This is a genomic window from Brevundimonas sp. P2_A6, assembly GCF_056404975.1.
Map to the genome: position 1 here is coordinate 109064 of NZ_JBFUCZ010000006.1, position 16258 is coordinate 125321.

Here is a 16258-nt window from a genome sequence, read left to right on the forward strand (position 1 = left end):
GGCGAGAAGACTGAAGACTGATCTTCGGATCACCACTGAACTTCAGCCCGCCCGGCTCCGGCCCGGCGGGCTTTTGTTTGCCCTGTTTGCCAGCGGACCGGTGGCGCGCTACCCTGGTCGTCATGAACGTCCACACGCCCAAGCCCAACAAGTACAAGGCCTACCGCGAGCGCAAGAAGGCGGCGGGCCTGAAGCAGGTGCGTATCTGGACGCTCGATCCGGATGCTCCGGGTTTTCGCGAAGGCATGAAGGCCGCATTTGAGCGGGAACGCATGATGCAGAGCCAGGAGGCCCGAGATCTTCGTGCCTTCTTGGATGCGGCTTCAGAGGAAACCTGGCCGCCCTACGAATGAGGCGCGGCGACATCGTCACGGTCGCCTTGCCCGGCGCATACGGTGGAAGGCCACGACCTGCGCTCGTCGTTCAGAGCGATGCTCTCGAGGGGTCGGAGGCCGTCATCGTCTGCCCCATCACAAGCGATCTGGAATATCGAGCGCCGCACAGACTCGAACTACCTCCGACCCTGAAAAATGGCCTGCGCAGCCCGTCTCTCGTGATGACGGACAAGTTGCAGGCCGTACCCGCCTCTAGGTGCAATAGCGTCATCGGCAGGGTCGATGAGGCGGAGCAGGCGTTCGTGGATGCCTGTTTGATGATTGTTCTTGGCTTGACGGATTGAACCCATGATCATCATCGCCGGCCTGGGCAATCCGGGGCCCAAATATCACAACAATCGCCACAACATCGGCTTCATGGCCGCCGACGAGATCGCGCGTCGCTGGCGGTTCGGGCCGGAGCGCGCCAAGTTCCAGTCGGTCATCCGCGAGGGCGAGGTCGAAGGCACCAAGGTCCTGCTGATGAAGCCCCAGACCTTCATGAACAACTCCGGCAATGCGGTCGGGGAGGCCGCGCGCTTCTACAAGATCGCCCCCGCCGACGTGATCGTCTTCCATGACGAGATCGACCTGGCCCCCGGCCGGTTCCGCATGAAGAAGGGCGGCGGTGCGGCCGGCCAGAACGGCATCCGCAGCCTGATCTCGCAGCTGGGTCCGGACTTCCGACGCGCGCGCATGGGCGTCGGCCATCCGGGCGAGGCGCATCTGGTCATGCCGCATGTGCTGGGCGACTTCCACAAGGCCGAGCAGCCGTGGCTGGAGGCCCTGCTGAACGCCTGCGCCGACGCCTTGCCCTTCGCGCTCGCCGGCGATGACGAGCGCTATCAGGGCGAGGTCCTGCGCCTGGCCCCTGCGCCCAAATTCAGCCCGCGCCAGGCGGCGCAAGCCGCGAAGGGCGAATAGCTCGACACGTCTCCTCCCTGCCCGAAGGATGGGGAGGTGGCAGCGAGCCCTTTGCGAGCTGACGGAGGGGTTCTTGCCACCGCTCAGAACCCCGCCGTCACTCCGCTTTGCTCCGTGCCCGAGGACGGTTCGTATACGAGCCGCCCGCAGCCCCATTCGCCAAGCGGCGAACAGGGAGGAGACAGGGCCGCGCTTCCCATCGGCCACTCCATCCGCTATCGCCGCGACGTGACCCGTCCGCAGGCCGAATCCTGGTCGACCATCCGCTCGCTGGCCTTCCTGGCCGCGACGTTCGCGATCGTGTTCGGAAGCCTGCTGCCCTACGCGGCCTACGCGGCCTCGACGCCGGGGCATCCGCTGGTGATCTGCTCGGCCGAGGGACCCCAGATCATCTCCATCGGCGTGGACGGTCAGCAGGGCCCGAGCAAAGGCATGGGCGGGGTCAAATGCTCGGCCTGCGTCATGGCCGTCGTCGCCGATCTGCCCACGCCTCCGGTGGTTCAACCGGCCCCCACCGCCACCACCTATCCCGCCTCGCGCTTCGTCACGCGCAGCCAAGCCGTGCCGCCCCCGGCCCGCGCCCCGCCCCGGCCGCCGTCCACCGCGCCACCCCACGCCTGATCGCACGCCCTTAAGCCCGCCCGCCGCTTGCTGCGCGGGCGTTCCGTTGCGTTTTTCAGGACAATCCCTTCATGCGACTTATCGCTTCAGCGGCTCCAGCTGCCCTGCTGTGCCTGTTGGCCGGCCCCACGCTTGCCCAGACCGCCCCGACCGGTCCCGCCATCGATCTCGGCGAAGTCATCGTCACCGGTGCTCCCAACCCCGAGGACCCGCCCGTGGTGGCCGAGGCGCGCCGTCGCCTGTCGCGCACCCCGGGGGCCGTCGCCGTCGTTTCGGCCGAGAGCCTGGAAAGCCGGTACGCGCCCAACCTGGCCGACGTCCTGCGCGACGTGCCCGGGGTCTATGCGGAAAAGAAATGGGGCGGCGACGTTCGCATCTCGATCCGCGGCTCGGGCATCGGCAACGCCAACCACCTGCGCGGCCTGTTCGTGTCCCAGGACGGCATCCCCTTCAACGAGGCCGACGGGTTCGGCGACGTGCAGATGGTCGATCCCCTGCTGGCCCGCTTCACCGAGGTCTACAAGGGCGGCAATGCGCTCCGCTTCGGCGGCTCCCTGCTGGGCGGTGCCGTCAACCTCGTCACGCCGAACGGCCGAACCTCGGGCGAGACCGCGAGCGTCCGCGCCGATTTCGGATCGTGGCGCACCGGCCGACTGCATGCCGAGGTCGGCGGCGTGCGCGGCGACTGGGACGCCTTCATCGGCGTCACCGGCGCGGTCGCCGAGGGCTGGCGTCAGCACTCGGACGGTCAGCAGCAATACATCACCGCCAACATCGGCCGCACCTTCGGCGAGGACCGCGAGGCCCGGCTAATTGTCCAGGGGACCTATATTCACCAGCAGATTCCGGGATCGCTGACCCTGTCGGATGCCCTGAACACGCCCATCACGCCTGCGGCCGCCAACGTCGCCAACGACTACCAGCGTGACTACGCCTCGGTCCGCACCACCCTGTCGACAAAGTGGCGGTTGTCGCCGGATCTGCTGTTCGAAGGCGCGGTCTATGGCACCTGGAAGGACCTCGACCACCCGATCTTCCAGATCGTCGATCAGCAGAGCCGCAACTATGGAGCTTTCGGCCGCCTGGACTGGGAGGGGCGGCTGTTCGGCCTGCGTGCCGATGCCTTCGGTGGGGCCTGGTACCGGGTGGGCGACCTGGACGCCCAGCAGTTCGTCAACGTGCGTGGATCGCGCGGAGCCCGCACCGCCAACGCGCGCCAGAACGCGAAGGCGCTCGACGTCTTCGGTGAAGGCCGCCTGTTCGTCACCAACCACCTCGCCCTGGTCGCCGGCGGCACCTGGGGCCGGGCGGAGCGCGACTATCAGAACTTCGCCCTGCCGAGTGTGGCCACCACCTTCGACCTGACCACCGGCAAGGACTACGAGTGGTTCGCCCCGCGCGTGGGCCTGCTGTGGGAAGGCGAATCCGGCGCCCAGGCCTATGCCAACATCACCCGCTCGATCGAGCCGCCCAACTTCGGCTCCCTGACCCCCACGATCGGCGGTTTCGCCGACATCAAGGCGCAGGAGGCCTGGACCTATGAAGCCGGGATTCGCGGCCGCAGCGCCCAGTTCTCCTGGGACGTCGCCGTCTATCGCGCCGAGCTGAAGAACGAGCTGCTGACCTTCGTCGTCAACCCGGGCCTCGGCATTCCCGCCGCGACCTTCAACGCCGGACCCACGGTCCACCAGGGCATTGAGGCTGGCCTCGACTGGCGCTTCGCCCCCGGTTGGAGATTGCGCCAGACCTACGCCTACTCGGACTTCTTCTTCGAGGGGGACAAGGCCTATGGCGACAACGACCTGCCGCTGGTCCCGCCGCATCTGTATCGGGCCGAGCTTCGGTACGACCATCCCGCGGGCTGGTTCGTCGCCCCGTCGGTGGAGACGACGCCGTCCGACACCTGGGTCGACTACGCCAATAGGCTGAAGGCCCCCGGCTACACCGTCGTGAACCTGGGGCTCGGCTGGAAGCTGGACAACGGCACCAACATCTTCGTCGATGCGCGGAACCTGTTCGACGAGCGCTATGTCTCCAACTTCAGCGCCGTGACCGATGCGCGCGTCGCCTCCACCGCCGTCTTCTGGCCGGGCGAGGGCACGTCGGTCTTCATGGGCGTCAGGATGTCTTACTGATGACCACGACCCAACAAACGGGGGCGGCAGCCACCGCTCCCGGCCTCCTGTCGGAGGCCTATCGCACCGTGTGGCGCTGGCATTTCTATGCCGGGCTGCTGATCCTGCCGTTCCTGATGCTGATGGCTCTGACCGGCGGTCTGTATCTGTTCAAGGGCGAGATCGACGGGCTGGCCTATCGCGGCCTGTCGCATGTTCAGCCCCGCGCAGCCGTCGCCGCCCCAGACCTCTGGGTCGCGGCGGCCGAGGCCGGGACCGGCGGCAAGGTCGCCAGTGTACTCGTCCCGGCGAAACCGGATCAGGCCGCCCGGCTTACGGTCAATCTGCCAGACGGCTCCAAGCGCACCGCCTTCGTCGATCCGCACGACGCCCGCCTGATCGGCGTCACGCCCTTCGGCGGCGTGATGGAGACGATCAAGCGTCTGCACAGCCTGATCCTGCTGGGCAAATGGGCCAATGCGATCGTCGAGATCGTCGCCGGCTGGGCCATCATCCTGGTCGCCACCGGCATCTTCATGTGGTGGCCGCGCGGGCGAGGCGTCGGCGTCACGACCATCAAGACGACCGACACCCCCCGCCGCCCCTTCTGGCGCGACCTGCACGCCGTGACCGGCCTCTATGCCGGGGCCATCATCGTCTTTCTGGCGGTGACGGGCATGCCCTGGTCGGCCGTCTGGGGCGATCAGGTGATGGGCTATGTGAAGGATCACGGTCTGGGCAGACCCAGGCCCCCGGCCGCCTCCCCCGCCTTCGAGCATGCCGAACACATGAATGCGCCGACCGGTGTGGGCTGGACGATGGAGGGCATGGTCATGCCGACGCCGGACGCCACCGGCCCCTCCCGCCTGTCCACCGTCCTCGCCACGGCGGAGGCGCAGGGCCTGACCCGCCCCTACACGGTGTCGATCCCGACCGACCCGGCCCTGGCCTGGACCGTCGCCCGCGTCGTCGAGCGGGTGGAAGACAATCGTATCCTCTATATCGATGCCACCACCGGCGGGGTCAGTGCCGACGTCGGCTACGACCAGTTCGGCATCGGCGCAAAAGCCTATGAATGGGGCATCGGCGTCCATCAGGGGACCCAGTACGGCTGGATCAACCGCTACCTGATGCTGGCCGGCTGCATCGCCATCTGGGTGCTGGGCATCAGCGCGATCGTCATGTGGTGGAAGCGACGGCCCAAAGGGCACCTCGCCGCCCCCGTCGCCCCACCCGGTCCGCGCGCCAAGGTCGCGGTTCTGGCCATCGTCCTGCCGCTGGCGATCCTGTATCCCCTGACCGGGCTCAGCCTCATCGTGGCCGTCGTGCTCGACCGCCTCGTCTCGGCCCTCTCGCGGCCCCGTCCCATCGCCTCCTGAAAGACCCGATCATGAAACGCCTGTTCCTTCTAGCCGCCCTTCCCCTGATGGCGTCTTGCGGCAACGCCGAGACCGGCAAGGCGACCGACGCCACCCTCACGCCCGTCGTGGCCAGCGATGCCGTCTGTCGTCCGACCGCCAACGGCCGCAAGGTCACGGCCTGCTACATGACCCTTGTGGCCCCTGCGGAAGACACGCTGGAGGCTGTGACGAGCCCGGCCGCCGCGCGCGCCTCCGTCCACGAGACGAAGATGGAGAGCAACATGATGATGATGCGTCCGTTGGAGGGCGGCCTGCCCATGCAGGCGGGCCAGCGGCTCGCCTTCACGCCCGGCGGCAACCACATCATGCTGAACGACGTGTCAAACCCTCTGGTGGCGGGTCAGACCGTCCAGCTCACCCTGACCTTTGCCAAGGCCCCGGACCTGACCGTGACCGCTTCGGTCGGCCAGCCGACCGTTGCTGACGCGGGCTGATCCACCGGATCGGCTGGCGAGCCTGACAAACGGTCCCGAACCGTCTAAAGGCTCGCCCTCACTCGGCCCACCAGGAATACCATGGCTCTGAAAGTCGCGATCGTCGGCCTGCCCAATGTCGGCAAGTCCACCCTGTTCAACGCCCTGACCAAGACGGCGGCGGCCCAGGCGGCGAACTATCCGTTCTGCACGATCGAGCCGAACACGGGCGACGTGGCCGTGCCCGAGCCGCGCCTGAATGTCTTGGCCGAGATCGCGGGATCCAAGGAGATCATCCCCTCGCGCATCACCTTCGTCGACATCGCCGGTCTGGTGCGTGGCGCGTCCAAGGGCGAGGGTCTGGGCAACCAGTTCCTGGCCAACATCCGCGACTGCGACGCCATCGCCTTCGTCGCGCGCTGCTTCGTCGATGACGACATCACCCATGTCGAGAACCGCATCGACCCGATCAGCGATCTCGAGATCATCGAGACCGAACTGATGCTGGCCGATCTGGAAAGCCTCGAGCGTCGTCGCGTCCAGATGGAAAAACGCGCCAAGGGCGGTGACAAGGAAAGCCAGCAGAGCCTGAAGCTGGTCGATCTGGCCCTGTCGAAACTGCACGCCGGAAAGCCCGCCCGCACCGCCCTGCCCGACGTGTCCAAGGAGGACCGCAAGGCCTGGGACATGCTGCAACTGTTGACGTCGCTCCCCGCCCTTTATGTCTCCAATGTCGATGAGGGTTCGGCCGACAAGGGCAACGAGCTGTCAGACGGGGTCGCCAACCGCGCCGCCCAGGACAACGCCAAGTCCGTCGTCATCTCGGCCAAGATCGATTCCGAGCTGGCCGTGCTGGACGCAGAGGAACAGGCCGAGTTCCTGGAAAGTCTGGGTCTGGCCGAGCCCGGCCTGAATCGCCTGATCCGCGAGGCCTATTCGCTGCTGGGCCTGCAGTCCTACTTCACGGTCGGTCCCAAGGAGGCCCGTGCCTGGACCATCCACGTCGGCGACACCGCGCCCCAGGCCGCCGGCGTCATCCACACCGACTTCGAAAAGGGCTTCATCCGCGCGGAAACCATCGCCTACGACGACTATGTCGCCCTCAAGGGCGAGGCCAAGGCCCGCGAGGCCGGCAAGCTGCGCGCCGAGGGCAAGGCCTATGTCGTCAAGGACGGCGACGTGATGAACTTCCTGTTCAGCTGACCACGCAGCAACGGCGGACCGCGCGATGACCTACGCAACTTCAGCCCATCAGACCTTCACCGACATGCTGGCCACTCTGGACCATCTGGCGGGGGCGGCCCAGGCCGCCGGCATGACGGACGAGGTGCTGGCGACGCGGCTGACCGAGGACATGTTCCCGCTGGAGCTTCAGTTTCGCGTCGCCCTCAATCAGGTGCTGCTGGCCTTGAACCAGGTCGGGGGACAGGACCTCCCGCTCGAGGCCACGCCCTACCGCTCGCTGGACGAAATCCGTCAACGCATCGCCGTCGTTCACGAACGGCTGGACCACGCTCAGCCCGCGCACTGGTCGGCCCCCGATGCGGTTGTCGATCTGACCCTGCCCAACGGCGTCCGCTTCGTCATGTCGTCGGAAGAGGATATCCGCGACTGGATCCTGCCCAACTTCTATTTCCACGTGACCATGGCCTATGCCCTGCTGCGCCATGCCGGTCTGGTCGTGGGCAAGCTGGACTTCCTGCGGCACATGGGCCGCTATCAGGCCGCGCCGAATGCCTAGCCGATCGGCAGGGTCGGCGCGGATGTCGCCGTGTCGCCCAGCGTCGTGCACTGGTGCAGGACGATCGGCGGTCCCGGACGATCCAGCCACCTCAGCGTCATGGTGTCGGTGACCACGTTCATTTGAACCCGCTCGCGCCGCGTCGTTCCCTCCGACTGGCACTCCAGCGTCGCGACGTAGCCGTTGGCCAGTTCATCGACCGAGGCGATGACGCAACTGTTCTCATAGCCTTCGAAGCGCAGCGGCGTGATCTCGATCGGCCGTTGATCGCCTTGCGGCCTGGCGCACCAGGACACGTCCGCCGCCCAGCTTCCGACGAAGCTGACCGGTCCCCGCCCCGGCAGGGTCAAGGTTCCCGGCGTGCCCTGTGGCACCGCCTCATCCACGGGAATCCCTTGCGCCGGTCGGGTCGGCGGATTGACGTCGCGCGTCCGATCGCAGGCGGACAGGCTGGCCAGCAACAGGCCGGAGACGCAGAGGATACGGATCATCCCCCCTCAACGTCCCCGCCATGGTGAAGGTTCAGTTCCGCGCCGCGTCAGACGTGTGCCGGCGCGCAGCGAACTCGGCCGTAGGCTTCCACTGAGGCCAGGCCTCGGAATCGGCGATTCCGTGACCCAGCTCATACAGCAGATGCAGGTTCGCCTGCGCCGCCGTGAAGTCATAGTCCGCGCGCCATTCGTCGTTCAGGTTGTGATAGTAGGTCGCCATCTGAGCCTGGTAGTACGGCCGCCCGACCGCCTCCCCGCCCTCGACGAAATCGACGCCGGTCCACGGCATCAGCGCCGGCACGCCACCGACCGCGAAGTTGAAGTGGTCCGAGCGATAATAGAACCCCTGCTCCGGCTCACCATCGCCGGTCAGGCTGCGACCGTCCTCGGCCGCAAGGGCCGCCAGGTCGTCTTCCAGCGTGGACTTGCCGGGGCCGAAGATGGCGATGGTCCGGGTTGCAGGGGTGAAGGGCAGCATGTCGATATTGATGTCGGCCGCCGTCTTCTCCAGCGGATAGACCGGGTGGGTCGCATACCATTGCGAGCCGAGCAGGCCCTGCTCCTCGGCCGTGACGTGCAGAAAGATCACCGTCCGCTCGGGCGGTGCGCCGTCCTTGAACGCCCGCGCCATCTCCATGACGCCCGAGGTGCCCGAGGCATTGTCCCAGGCCCCGTTGAACACCCTGTCACCCGTCGCGTCCGGTTCCGGCGCGGTCCCCACGTGGTCCCAGTGGGCGGAATAGACGACGTATTCGTCCGGGCGTGTGGTGCCCGTGATCTTGGCGATCAGGTTGTGCGACGGCACGATCTCGGTCGTCTCGGCGATGTCGACCGACAGGGTGACGCCCGTCTCGTGGGCCCTGAAATCTGCCCCAGCCTTGGCCAGCGGCAGAACCTGCGCCATCTGCCCGCCCATGGACGCCGCCATCTGATCGGCCACGGTCATGGGTATGGTGCCGCTGAACGACACGTCCTTGGCGTCGCCAATGGTCATGCGCGGACGCATGTTCGGGCGCATCGTGCCCTGTTCCTGCAGGGTGATGACGCCGACGGCACCCCGTTTGAACGCCTCTTCGCGCTTGTGAACCGGCGAGCCGTAGAAATTCGGGTCCTCCCCGAACGCCGTCGGCTGACCGCCCAGGATGATCACGACCTTTCCGGTCAGGTCGATGTCGCCATAATCGTCCCAACCCCGTTCGGGGGCGACGATGCCATAGCCGGCGAACACCACCGGCGCGTTCTCGACGGCGACGTTTCCGTCCCCAACGGCGGTCCTCAGGTTGATGTCGGTGCCTGCCGTCAGGGCGTGGGACACCCCGTCCGGCCCGGTCCAGCTTGCGGTCGGCGCTCGCGACGGCGTGAACCGCACCAGGGTCACGTCCTGCAGCCAAGCTCCGTCCGGCCCGCCCGGCTCCAGTCCCATCGCCTCGTACTGGCTCTGGATATAGGCCAGCGTCAGCTGCTCGCCCTCGGTGCCGGGGAAGCGTCCGGCGAAACTGTCGTCCGACAGAACCTTGATGTGATCGCTCAGCCGCTCGGCCGAGAATTCCTGGGCGTTCACGGCGCCCGCGCCCAGCAACGCCAGTGCGGCCACGCCGCCGATCAGTCCACGCAACATCAAGCTCATCTCCGATTTGAGAGGCACAGTAAGGACCGCGGCCCCTCCGCGCGCCTTACGGTTTTGTCATGATGCCCCTGCCCTTTTCCCCTTGCGGGAGAAGGTGGCCCGGAGGGCCGGATGAGGGGTGACTCCCGGTTTCGGACATCGGGCTTAACGGTCGCATCGCATCCGTCTCGTCGTACCCCTCATCCGACCTCGCTTCGCTCGGCCACCTTCTCCCGCAAGGGGAGAAGGAAATCATTGCCGCGCGTTCTCGGTCTGCGCCCGCACTGCGGCGAACTCCGACCCCGGCTTCCACTGCGGCCAGTCCCCGCCGTCGACCAGCGAACGCCCCAACGCCAGATAGACGTCCAGGTCCTGGATCTGACCGGAATAGTCCCAGTCGGGCGACCATTCGTCGTCGGCCTGGTGATAGCGGCTGGCGGTATAGTCGTCGCGCGCCGCCGTCCGCTCGGCGATCGGCGCGTCGATGAAATCCCCGGCCGAGTCGGCATAGGCCATCGGCACGCCCCGTTTCGCCAGCGGGAAGTGGTCGGACCGGAAATAGCTGCCAGAGGCCGGGTTCTCGTCCGGCTGGATCACGCGCCCTTGCGCCTCCACCAGCGGCAGCAGGCGGTCGTCGAAATCCGACTGGCCATAGCCGACGATGCCCATGGCGCTGACCCGGCCATAGACATTGGCCGAGTCCATGTTGATTCCACCCACCGTCGTCGCCAGCGGATAGATCGGATTGGCCGCATAATATTCCGAACCCAGCAGCCCGCTCTCTTCGGCGGTGAAGCTGATGAAGACCACCGACCGCTCGGGTGCCCGACCGGCCCCGTACACCCGCGCCAGTTCCAGCAGCCCGGCCGTGCCGGAAGCATTGTCCACCGCCCCGTTGAAGATCGCATCCCCGTTCACATCGGGAGTACCGACGCCGATGTGATCCCAGTGGGCGGAATAGATGAAGGTCTCATCCGGATGGCTCGTGCCCGGCAGGCGGGCGATCACGTTGTGGGTCTCGATCTGGGTCGACGCCACGTCGAACATCACGTCCATCGCCGCCCCGGTCAGGGCCACGGGCTGGAAGTCGCGGCTGCGGGCCGAGCGCTTCAGCGCCTCGAAATCCAGACCCGCGTGTTGAAACAGATCGACGGCCACGTCGCGCTGGATCCAGCTTTCCATCGGCACCCGCTCGTCGGCGTTCGCCCGCACGATATCGAAGTTCGCGCCCGACCAGCTGTTGCGCACCGTCGTCCAGCCATAGGACGCGGGTTCGGTCTCGTGCACGATGATGACGCCCGCCGCGCCCTGCCGCGCCGCCTCCTCGTATTTGTAGGTCCAGCGGCCGTAATAGGTCATGGCCTTGCCGCCGAAGGTGTCCAGCGCCGGCTCCTCGAAGTCCGCATCGTTGACCAGGACGACTAGGATCTTGCCGTGCATGTCCTGGCCCTTGAAGTCGTCCCAGTCGCGCTCCGGCGCATGGATGCCGTAGCCGACGAAGACCAGCGGCGCGTCCATCAGCATGACGTGGTCCTCGCCGGGCCGCCGGGTCGAGATCACGATCTGCTCGCCCTGGGTCAGGCCTTGCGTCCAGTCCCCGACCCGCACCTGGGCCTGGATGTTCGATGCCGTGAACCGGTTCAGCGCCACGGCCTGGGTCCAGCCGCCGTTGTCGCCGCCCGGCTGAAGTCCGGCCGCCGCGTACTGCGCGCTGAGATAGGCGATGACCTTGTCCTCGGCCGGTGTCGCGATCCCGCGCCCTTCGTAATCGTCGCCCGACAGAATGCGGATGTGCTCGGACAGGCGCGCCGGGTCGAACGGCGAGGTCTGGGCCTGGGCCCCGACGCTCAGGGACAGGACCGTCATCAAGGCGGCGGCGGCGGAGAATAGACGCATGGGCGAACCTTCGAAAACGCGGCGTTGGCGAAGGTTAGGCGGGGATCACCCCCCTGTCGACTACGGCACGACCGGATCGCCCGCCGGCCAGTCGGTGTCGCCACGCCGGGTCAGGGTCATCTCGAAATTCTTGCGTTCCGGCTGGCCCGGCATGACGAATGCCCCCACCTCGCGATAGGTCGTCGGCGTCACCTCGGCGGTGAAGCGCTGAACGCCCGGTCCGGCCGGAACCTCCCAGACATAGCCGGTGTCTGTCAGGGTGAACGGAAACGTCCCGGCATAGCCATTGGCATAGGACCGGATCTCGTATTTGCCGGCTTCAGCATCCCACGAGATGACGGCGAAGGCGTTGAAGCCGGTCGAACCGTCGGCCTCATATCCTCGACCCTCCACGACAAGTATGTCGCCGCCCAGCATCGGACCGATCCGCTCGGTCTGTGTGACCGAATAGGAGGTGCCGCCGGGATTGGTCCCGCTGGCCTGGCCCATCCAGACCCCCTGCATGAAGCCCAGTTTGGCGATCGCCTCATGCCGAGGCGACGGGGTCTGGGCGGCGGACGGCAAGGCCACGGCGCAGGCCATCACGATGGCGACGGCGGACACGGCAACACGGATCATGGCGAAAGCTCCCCTTGGCTTTGTGTTATAAAGCACTTTCTTTGGATGATGGCAACACAAGAAAAAGCCCGCCGGACGGATCCGGCGGGCTGGGTCTCTTCCGATCGGGCGACTTGGCTTAGTGCGCCACGCCCTTCCAGATCTTGCGATAGCTGGCGTAGGTCAGGCCGGCGAAGATGGCCAGGAAGGCGAGGACGCCCATGCCCGACTGCTTGCGCTCGGTCGCCTTGGGGTCCGAGGCCCAGGCGATATAGGCGGCCACGTCCTTGGCCATCTGGTCCACCGTGTTGGCCGTGCCGTCGTCGAAGGTCACCTGACCATCGCTGAGCGGCGGCGGCATGGCGATGAAGCCGCCCGGAGGAACGTCCTCGTGGCTGCCCGACCAGAACGGCGTCATGTCGCCGGCCATATACGGGTTGTAGTACTGGCCTGGATTGACCTTCAGACCCGCGGGCGGGTTCTCCTGATAACCCGTCAGGATCGAATAGATGTAGTCGGCGCCGCCTTCGCGGGCCTTGGCCATCACCGACAGGTCGGGCGGCACGGCCCCACCGTTCGCCGCCGCCGCCGCCGTCCGGTTCGGGAAGGGCGAGGGGAAGGCATCGGCGGCCATGCCGTTGCGCATGATCGGATCACCGGTCTCGGTGTCGATGTCCGCGACCTGGACTTCTGCGGCCAGAGCCTTGACGAAGCGGTTCTCGGCCGGGCTGGCGGCCTCGGGGTCGTAGAAGGGCCCGCCGCGCTCACCCAGGGTCCTGAAGTGCATCAGGTTCATGGAGTGACAGGCCGAGCAGACCTCGCGGTAGACCTTGTAGCCACGCTGCAGCTGCGCCTGATCGAAGGTGCCCAGCGGCCCCTCGAAGCTGAAGCCGCCCGAACGGGGCTCTTCCTTGTTGCTCGACGCCATGGCGGGGGCCGCCGAGGCGACCACGGCAACGGACGCTGCCGCCAGGACCAGTTTGCGAATAGAAATCGTCATCGCGATCAGCCCTTCTTTTCGGCTTGAGCAGGAACCGCGCCGCTCATCGCGTCCGGACCGGACAGGACGGGCTCGGAGATCGACGCCGGAATCTTCAGCGGGGTTTCCTTCAGGCCCACGAAGGGCAGGATCACGAAGAAGAAGGCGAAGTAGTACAGGGTCGCCAGGCGCGTCAGCCACAGATAGCTGTTCAGCTGTCCGTCCAGCAGGGTGAAGCTCGGCATGCCAGGAACGACCTGCGCGTCCGGCAACTGACCACCGCACCAGCCCAGGATCAGGCCGACCGCCACGAAGATCAGGAAGAAGACCTTCATCGTCGGGCGATAGCGCATCGAGCGGACCTTGGAGGTATCCAGCCAGGGCAGGATGAACAGCACGCCGATCGCGCCGAACATCGCCACCACGCCGCCGAACTTGTCCGGAATGGCGCGCAGGATCGCGTAGAAGGGCAGCATGTACCACTCGGGCACGATGTGCGCCGGCGTCTGAAGCGGGTTGGCCGGGATATAGTTGTCGGCGTGGCCCAGGGCGTCCGGCATGAAGAACACGAACCAGGAGAACATCATCAGGAAGATGATCAGGGCGAAGCCATCCTTGACCGTATAGTACGGGTGGAAGGGCACCATGTCCTTCTTCTCGCGCTCCTTGGGGATCAGGATCCCGACCGGATTGTTCTGACCGGCGGTGTGCAGCGCCCACAGGTGCAGGACGACCACGCCGAAGATCACGAACGGCAGCAGGTAGTGCAGCGAGAAGAAGCGGTTCAGCGTCGCGTTGTCGATCGCCGGTCCGCCGCGCAGCCAGATCAGCACCGGCTCGCCGATCAGGGGAATGGCCCCGATCAGGTTGGTGATGACCTCGGCGCCCCAGTAGGACATCTGGCCCCACGGCAGGACGTAGCCCAGGAAGGCCGTGGCGATCATCAGGAAGAAGATGATGCAGCCCAGGATCCAGATCATCTCCCGCGGTGCCTTGTACGAGCCGTAGTAGAGCCCGCGCAGCATGTGGATGTAGACGGCCACGAAGAACATCGACGCCCCGTTGGCGTGGACGTAGCGCAGCAGCCAGCCGCCGTTCACATCGCGCATGATCCGCTCGACCGAGGCGAAGGCCAGCGCCGTGTTCGGCGTGTAGTTCATGGCCAGGAAGATGCCGGTGACGATCTGCGTGACCAGGCAGATGCTCAGGATCGCGCCGAAGGTGTACCAGTAGTTCAGGTTCTTCGGTGTCGGCAGGGCCAGATAGTCAGCCCCGAACCGGACGATCGGCAGCCGGGTGTCCAGCCACTTCTCGATGCCCGTCTTGGGGACGTAGGTGGATTCGTGTCCGCTCATGATGCCTGCTCTCAGCCGATCTTGATGGTGGAGCCTGCGGTGAACGCATACTCCGGGACGACCAGGTTCTTGGGCGCGGGACCCTTACGGATCCGGCCCGACGCGTCGTAGTGCGAGCCGTGGCATGGGCAGAACCAGCCGCCGTAGTCACCGGCCCCGAACGTCGGGATGCAGCCCAGATGCGTGCAGTTGCCCAGCACGACCAGCATCGGCTCGTGGCCGGGCTTTGTGCGGTCCTGGTCCGTCTGCGGATCCTTCAAGGCGCTCATCGGGTCGGCCAGGACCTTCTGCAGCTCGGCGGCGGTGCGGTTGCGCACGAACACCGGCTTGCCCTGCCAGGTGATGACGACCTGCATGCCCTCGGCCACCTTGGAGGTGTCGAACTCGGTGGTCGACAGGGCCAGGGTGTCGGCGGCGGGGTTCATGGAGTTGATCAGCGGCCAGGCCACCATCACCCCTGCGCCCACGGCGGCGGCACCGGCCGCGATGTGGATGAAGTCCCGGCGAGTGGTTTCACCCTCGGGTGCCCCACCTTCGGGATGCTCTGCGTTCACGACCGATTCGGCCACGGCTCACCTTCTGAAAAAGCCCGAACGCGGCCCACCGGTCGGTGTCCGCGCGAGGAAGCGTTTCTATAGCGCACCGGACGAAACATGACGCGGTCCGGCTTTGCGGCTCATCGCCGCAAGTTGCTGACGCCTAATGATAAGCGGTCGCACGCAGGGCCGCGACAAGGCCCGGCCTCACGCGTAGAAGGGCCATAGAATGCGTCTCGCCCTTTTTCAACCGGCCATCCCGCAGAACGTCGGGGCCTGCATCCGACTGTCGGCCTGTTTCGGGGTCGAGCTGCACATCATCGAGCCCACGGGCTTCCAGTTCGACGACCGCGCCATGAAGCGCGCGGCCCTCGACTATGGTCCCCTGTCGCACATGATCCGCCATACCGACTGGGAGGCGTTCCAGACGGCGCGCGGGGCCGGTCGGCTGATTCTGTTCACGACCAGGGGGGCCACGACCCTGACCGAGTTCGCGTTCCAGCCCGACGACACGCTGATCTTCGGATCGGAAACCTCGGGCGCGCCGGACCATGTCCATGCCGCCGCGGACGCCCGCGTCTTCATCCCGATCCGACCCGAGGCCCGCTCCCTGAACCTGTCGGTCAGCGCGGGCATTGGACTGTTCGAGGGCCTTCGTCAGACGCGCTGAGTTCAGGCGCGCTGAGCCTTGGGGTTCAGCTGCAGCATCCGCAGGTTCAACGCCGAGGCGATGGTGACCCAAGTGATGTAGGGAATCAGCAGCAAGGCCGCGAACGGCCTCAGCCCCCAGAACACCGCGATGATCGCCACCAGCGACAGCCACAGGAAGGCGACATCCACCAGCGCCAGATCCATCCGCCGCTTGCCGAAGAACAGGAACGACCAGCCCGCGTTCAGCACCAGCGACACGACATAGAGGCCAAAGGCCAGGGGCGAACTCGTCCCCACCGTCTCCCACACCAGCCATCCGGCCCAGGCGTTGATGGCGAACAGCAGGCCCCAGACGATCGGAAACGCCAGGTTGGGCGGCGTCCACGACGGCTTGTTCAACCCGGCATACCAGGCCCCCGGCTTGAACAGGCTTCCGCTGGTCGCAGCGGCGAAATTTAAGCCGACGAAAACGGCGATGGCGATCCAGGCGGGGTGGTCCATGACGGCTGCATAACGCAAAGCGCTCGTCTTGGCTCATC

The 16258-nt window shown here is 66.5% G+C and carries 18 protein-coding genes; 10 read left to right on the forward strand and 8 right to left on the reverse strand.

Annotation, left to right across the window (positions count from 1 at the left end; translation table 11 throughout):
* Positions 1-122 precede the first annotated feature (122 nt).
* The 9 genes from AC1DW4_RS13700 (at position 123) to AC1DW4_RS13740 (ending at position 7608) form a co-directional block, all read left to right on the forward strand.
* On the forward strand, positions 123-353 hold the full coding sequence (locus AC1DW4_RS13700; RefSeq protein ID WP_477017813.1) for an antitoxin MazE-like protein: 231 nt from the start codon (positions 123-125) through the stop codon (positions 351-353).
* The gene (locus tag AC1DW4_RS13705; protein ID WP_477017814.1) at positions 350-679 is read left to right on the forward strand and encodes a type II toxin-antitoxin system PemK/MazF family toxin; all 330 of its coding nucleotides are present in this window, start codon (positions 350-352) and stop codon (positions 677-679) included. Before AC1DW4_RS13700 ends, AC1DW4_RS13705 begins: the two co-directional genes overlap by 4 nt.
* A 4-nt stretch (positions 680-683) precedes the next feature.
* On the forward strand, positions 684-1298 hold the full coding sequence (gene pth / locus AC1DW4_RS13710) for an aminoacyl-tRNA hydrolase (protein ID WP_477017815.1): 615 nt from the start codon (positions 684-686) through the stop codon (positions 1296-1298).
* 228 nt (positions 1299-1526) lie between these two features.
* Positions 1527-1919, forward strand: a complete 393-nt coding sequence (locus tag AC1DW4_RS13715; RefSeq protein WP_477017816.1) for a DUF2946 family protein — start codon at positions 1527-1529, stop codon at positions 1917-1919.
* 71 nt (positions 1920-1990) lie between these two features.
* Positions 1991-4054, forward strand: a complete 2064-nt coding sequence (locus AC1DW4_RS13720; RefSeq protein WP_477017817.1) for a TonB-dependent receptor family protein — start codon at positions 1991-1993, stop codon at positions 4052-4054.
* Complete coding sequence (locus AC1DW4_RS13725; RefSeq protein ID WP_477017818.1) at positions 4054-5412, forward strand: PepSY-associated TM helix domain-containing protein; 1359 nt, start codon at positions 4054-4056, stop codon at positions 5410-5412. The genes AC1DW4_RS13720 and AC1DW4_RS13725 overlap by 1 nt, the downstream gene beginning before the upstream one ends.
* A gap of 11 nt (positions 5413-5423) precedes the next feature.
* A complete protein-coding gene (locus AC1DW4_RS13730) occupies positions 5424-5888 on the forward strand; it encodes a copper chaperone PCu(A)C (protein WP_477017819.1) in 465 nt (154 codons plus the stop codon).
* A gap of 81 nt (positions 5889-5969) precedes the next feature.
* Positions 5970-7070 (forward strand): redox-regulated ATPase YchF, encoded by a 1101-nt coding sequence (gene ychF / locus AC1DW4_RS13735; protein ID WP_477017820.1) that lies wholly within the window; start codon positions 5970-5972, stop codon positions 7068-7070.
* Positions 7071-7095: 25 nt separating this feature from the next.
* Complete coding sequence (locus tag AC1DW4_RS13740; RefSeq protein WP_477017821.1) at positions 7096-7608, forward strand: DUF1993 family protein; 513 nt, start codon at positions 7096-7098, stop codon at positions 7606-7608.
* Here the strand turns inward: AC1DW4_RS13740 and AC1DW4_RS13745 are convergent.
* From AC1DW4_RS13745 to petA, 7 genes are all read right to left on the reverse strand, one after another.
* Positions 7605-8099 carry a hypothetical protein gene (locus AC1DW4_RS13745; protein ID WP_477017822.1) on the reverse strand — a complete coding sequence of 165 codons (495 nt, stop codon included), beginning with the start codon at positions 8097-8099 and terminating at the stop codon, positions 7605-7607. The genes AC1DW4_RS13740 and AC1DW4_RS13745 overlap by 4 nt on opposite strands.
* 31 nt (positions 8100-8130) lie before the next feature.
* The gene (locus AC1DW4_RS13750) at positions 8131-9717 is read right to left on the reverse strand and encodes a M28 family peptidase (protein WP_477017874.1); all 1587 of its coding nucleotides are present in this window, start codon (positions 9715-9717) and stop codon (positions 8131-8133) included.
* 240 nt (positions 9718-9957) lie between these two features.
* A complete protein-coding gene (locus tag AC1DW4_RS13755; protein WP_477017823.1) occupies positions 9958-11601 on the reverse strand; it encodes a M28 family metallopeptidase in 1644 nt (547 codons plus the stop codon).
* Between the two features lie 60 nt (positions 11602-11661).
* Positions 11662-12219, reverse strand: a complete 558-nt coding sequence (locus AC1DW4_RS13760; protein WP_477017824.1) for a DUF1579 domain-containing protein — start codon at positions 12217-12219, stop codon at positions 11662-11664.
* 118 nt (positions 12220-12337) lie between these two features.
* Positions 12338-13198 (reverse strand): cytochrome c1, encoded by an 861-nt coding sequence (locus AC1DW4_RS13765; RefSeq protein ID WP_477017825.1) that lies wholly within the window; start codon positions 13196-13198, stop codon positions 12338-12340.
* Positions 13199-13203: 5 nt separating this feature from the next.
* Positions 13204-14532 carry a cytochrome b gene (locus tag AC1DW4_RS13770; RefSeq protein WP_477017826.1) on the reverse strand — a complete coding sequence of 443 codons (1329 nt, stop codon included), beginning with the start codon at positions 14530-14532 and terminating at the stop codon, positions 13204-13206.
* 11 nt (positions 14533-14543) lie between these two features.
* Positions 14544-15101, reverse strand: coding sequence for a ubiquinol-cytochrome c reductase iron-sulfur subunit (gene petA / locus AC1DW4_RS13775; protein ID WP_477017827.1), 558 nt, complete (start codon positions 15099-15101; stop codon positions 14544-14546).
* A gap of 196 nt (positions 15102-15297) precedes the next feature.
* Between petA and AC1DW4_RS13780 the strand changes: the two genes are divergently transcribed.
* Positions 15298-15738: a tRNA (cytidine(34)-2'-O)-methyltransferase gene (locus AC1DW4_RS13780; RefSeq protein ID WP_477017828.1), complete on the forward strand. Its 441-nt coding sequence runs from the start codon at positions 15298-15300 to the stop codon at positions 15736-15738.
* 2 nt (positions 15739-15740) lie between these two features.
* Here the strand turns inward: AC1DW4_RS13780 and AC1DW4_RS13785 are convergent, their stop codons facing one another.
* Positions 15741-16238: a TspO/MBR family protein gene (locus tag AC1DW4_RS13785; protein WP_477017829.1), complete on the reverse strand. Its 498-nt coding sequence runs from the start codon at positions 16236-16238 to the stop codon at positions 15741-15743.
* Positions 16239-16258: the final 20 nt, after the last annotated feature.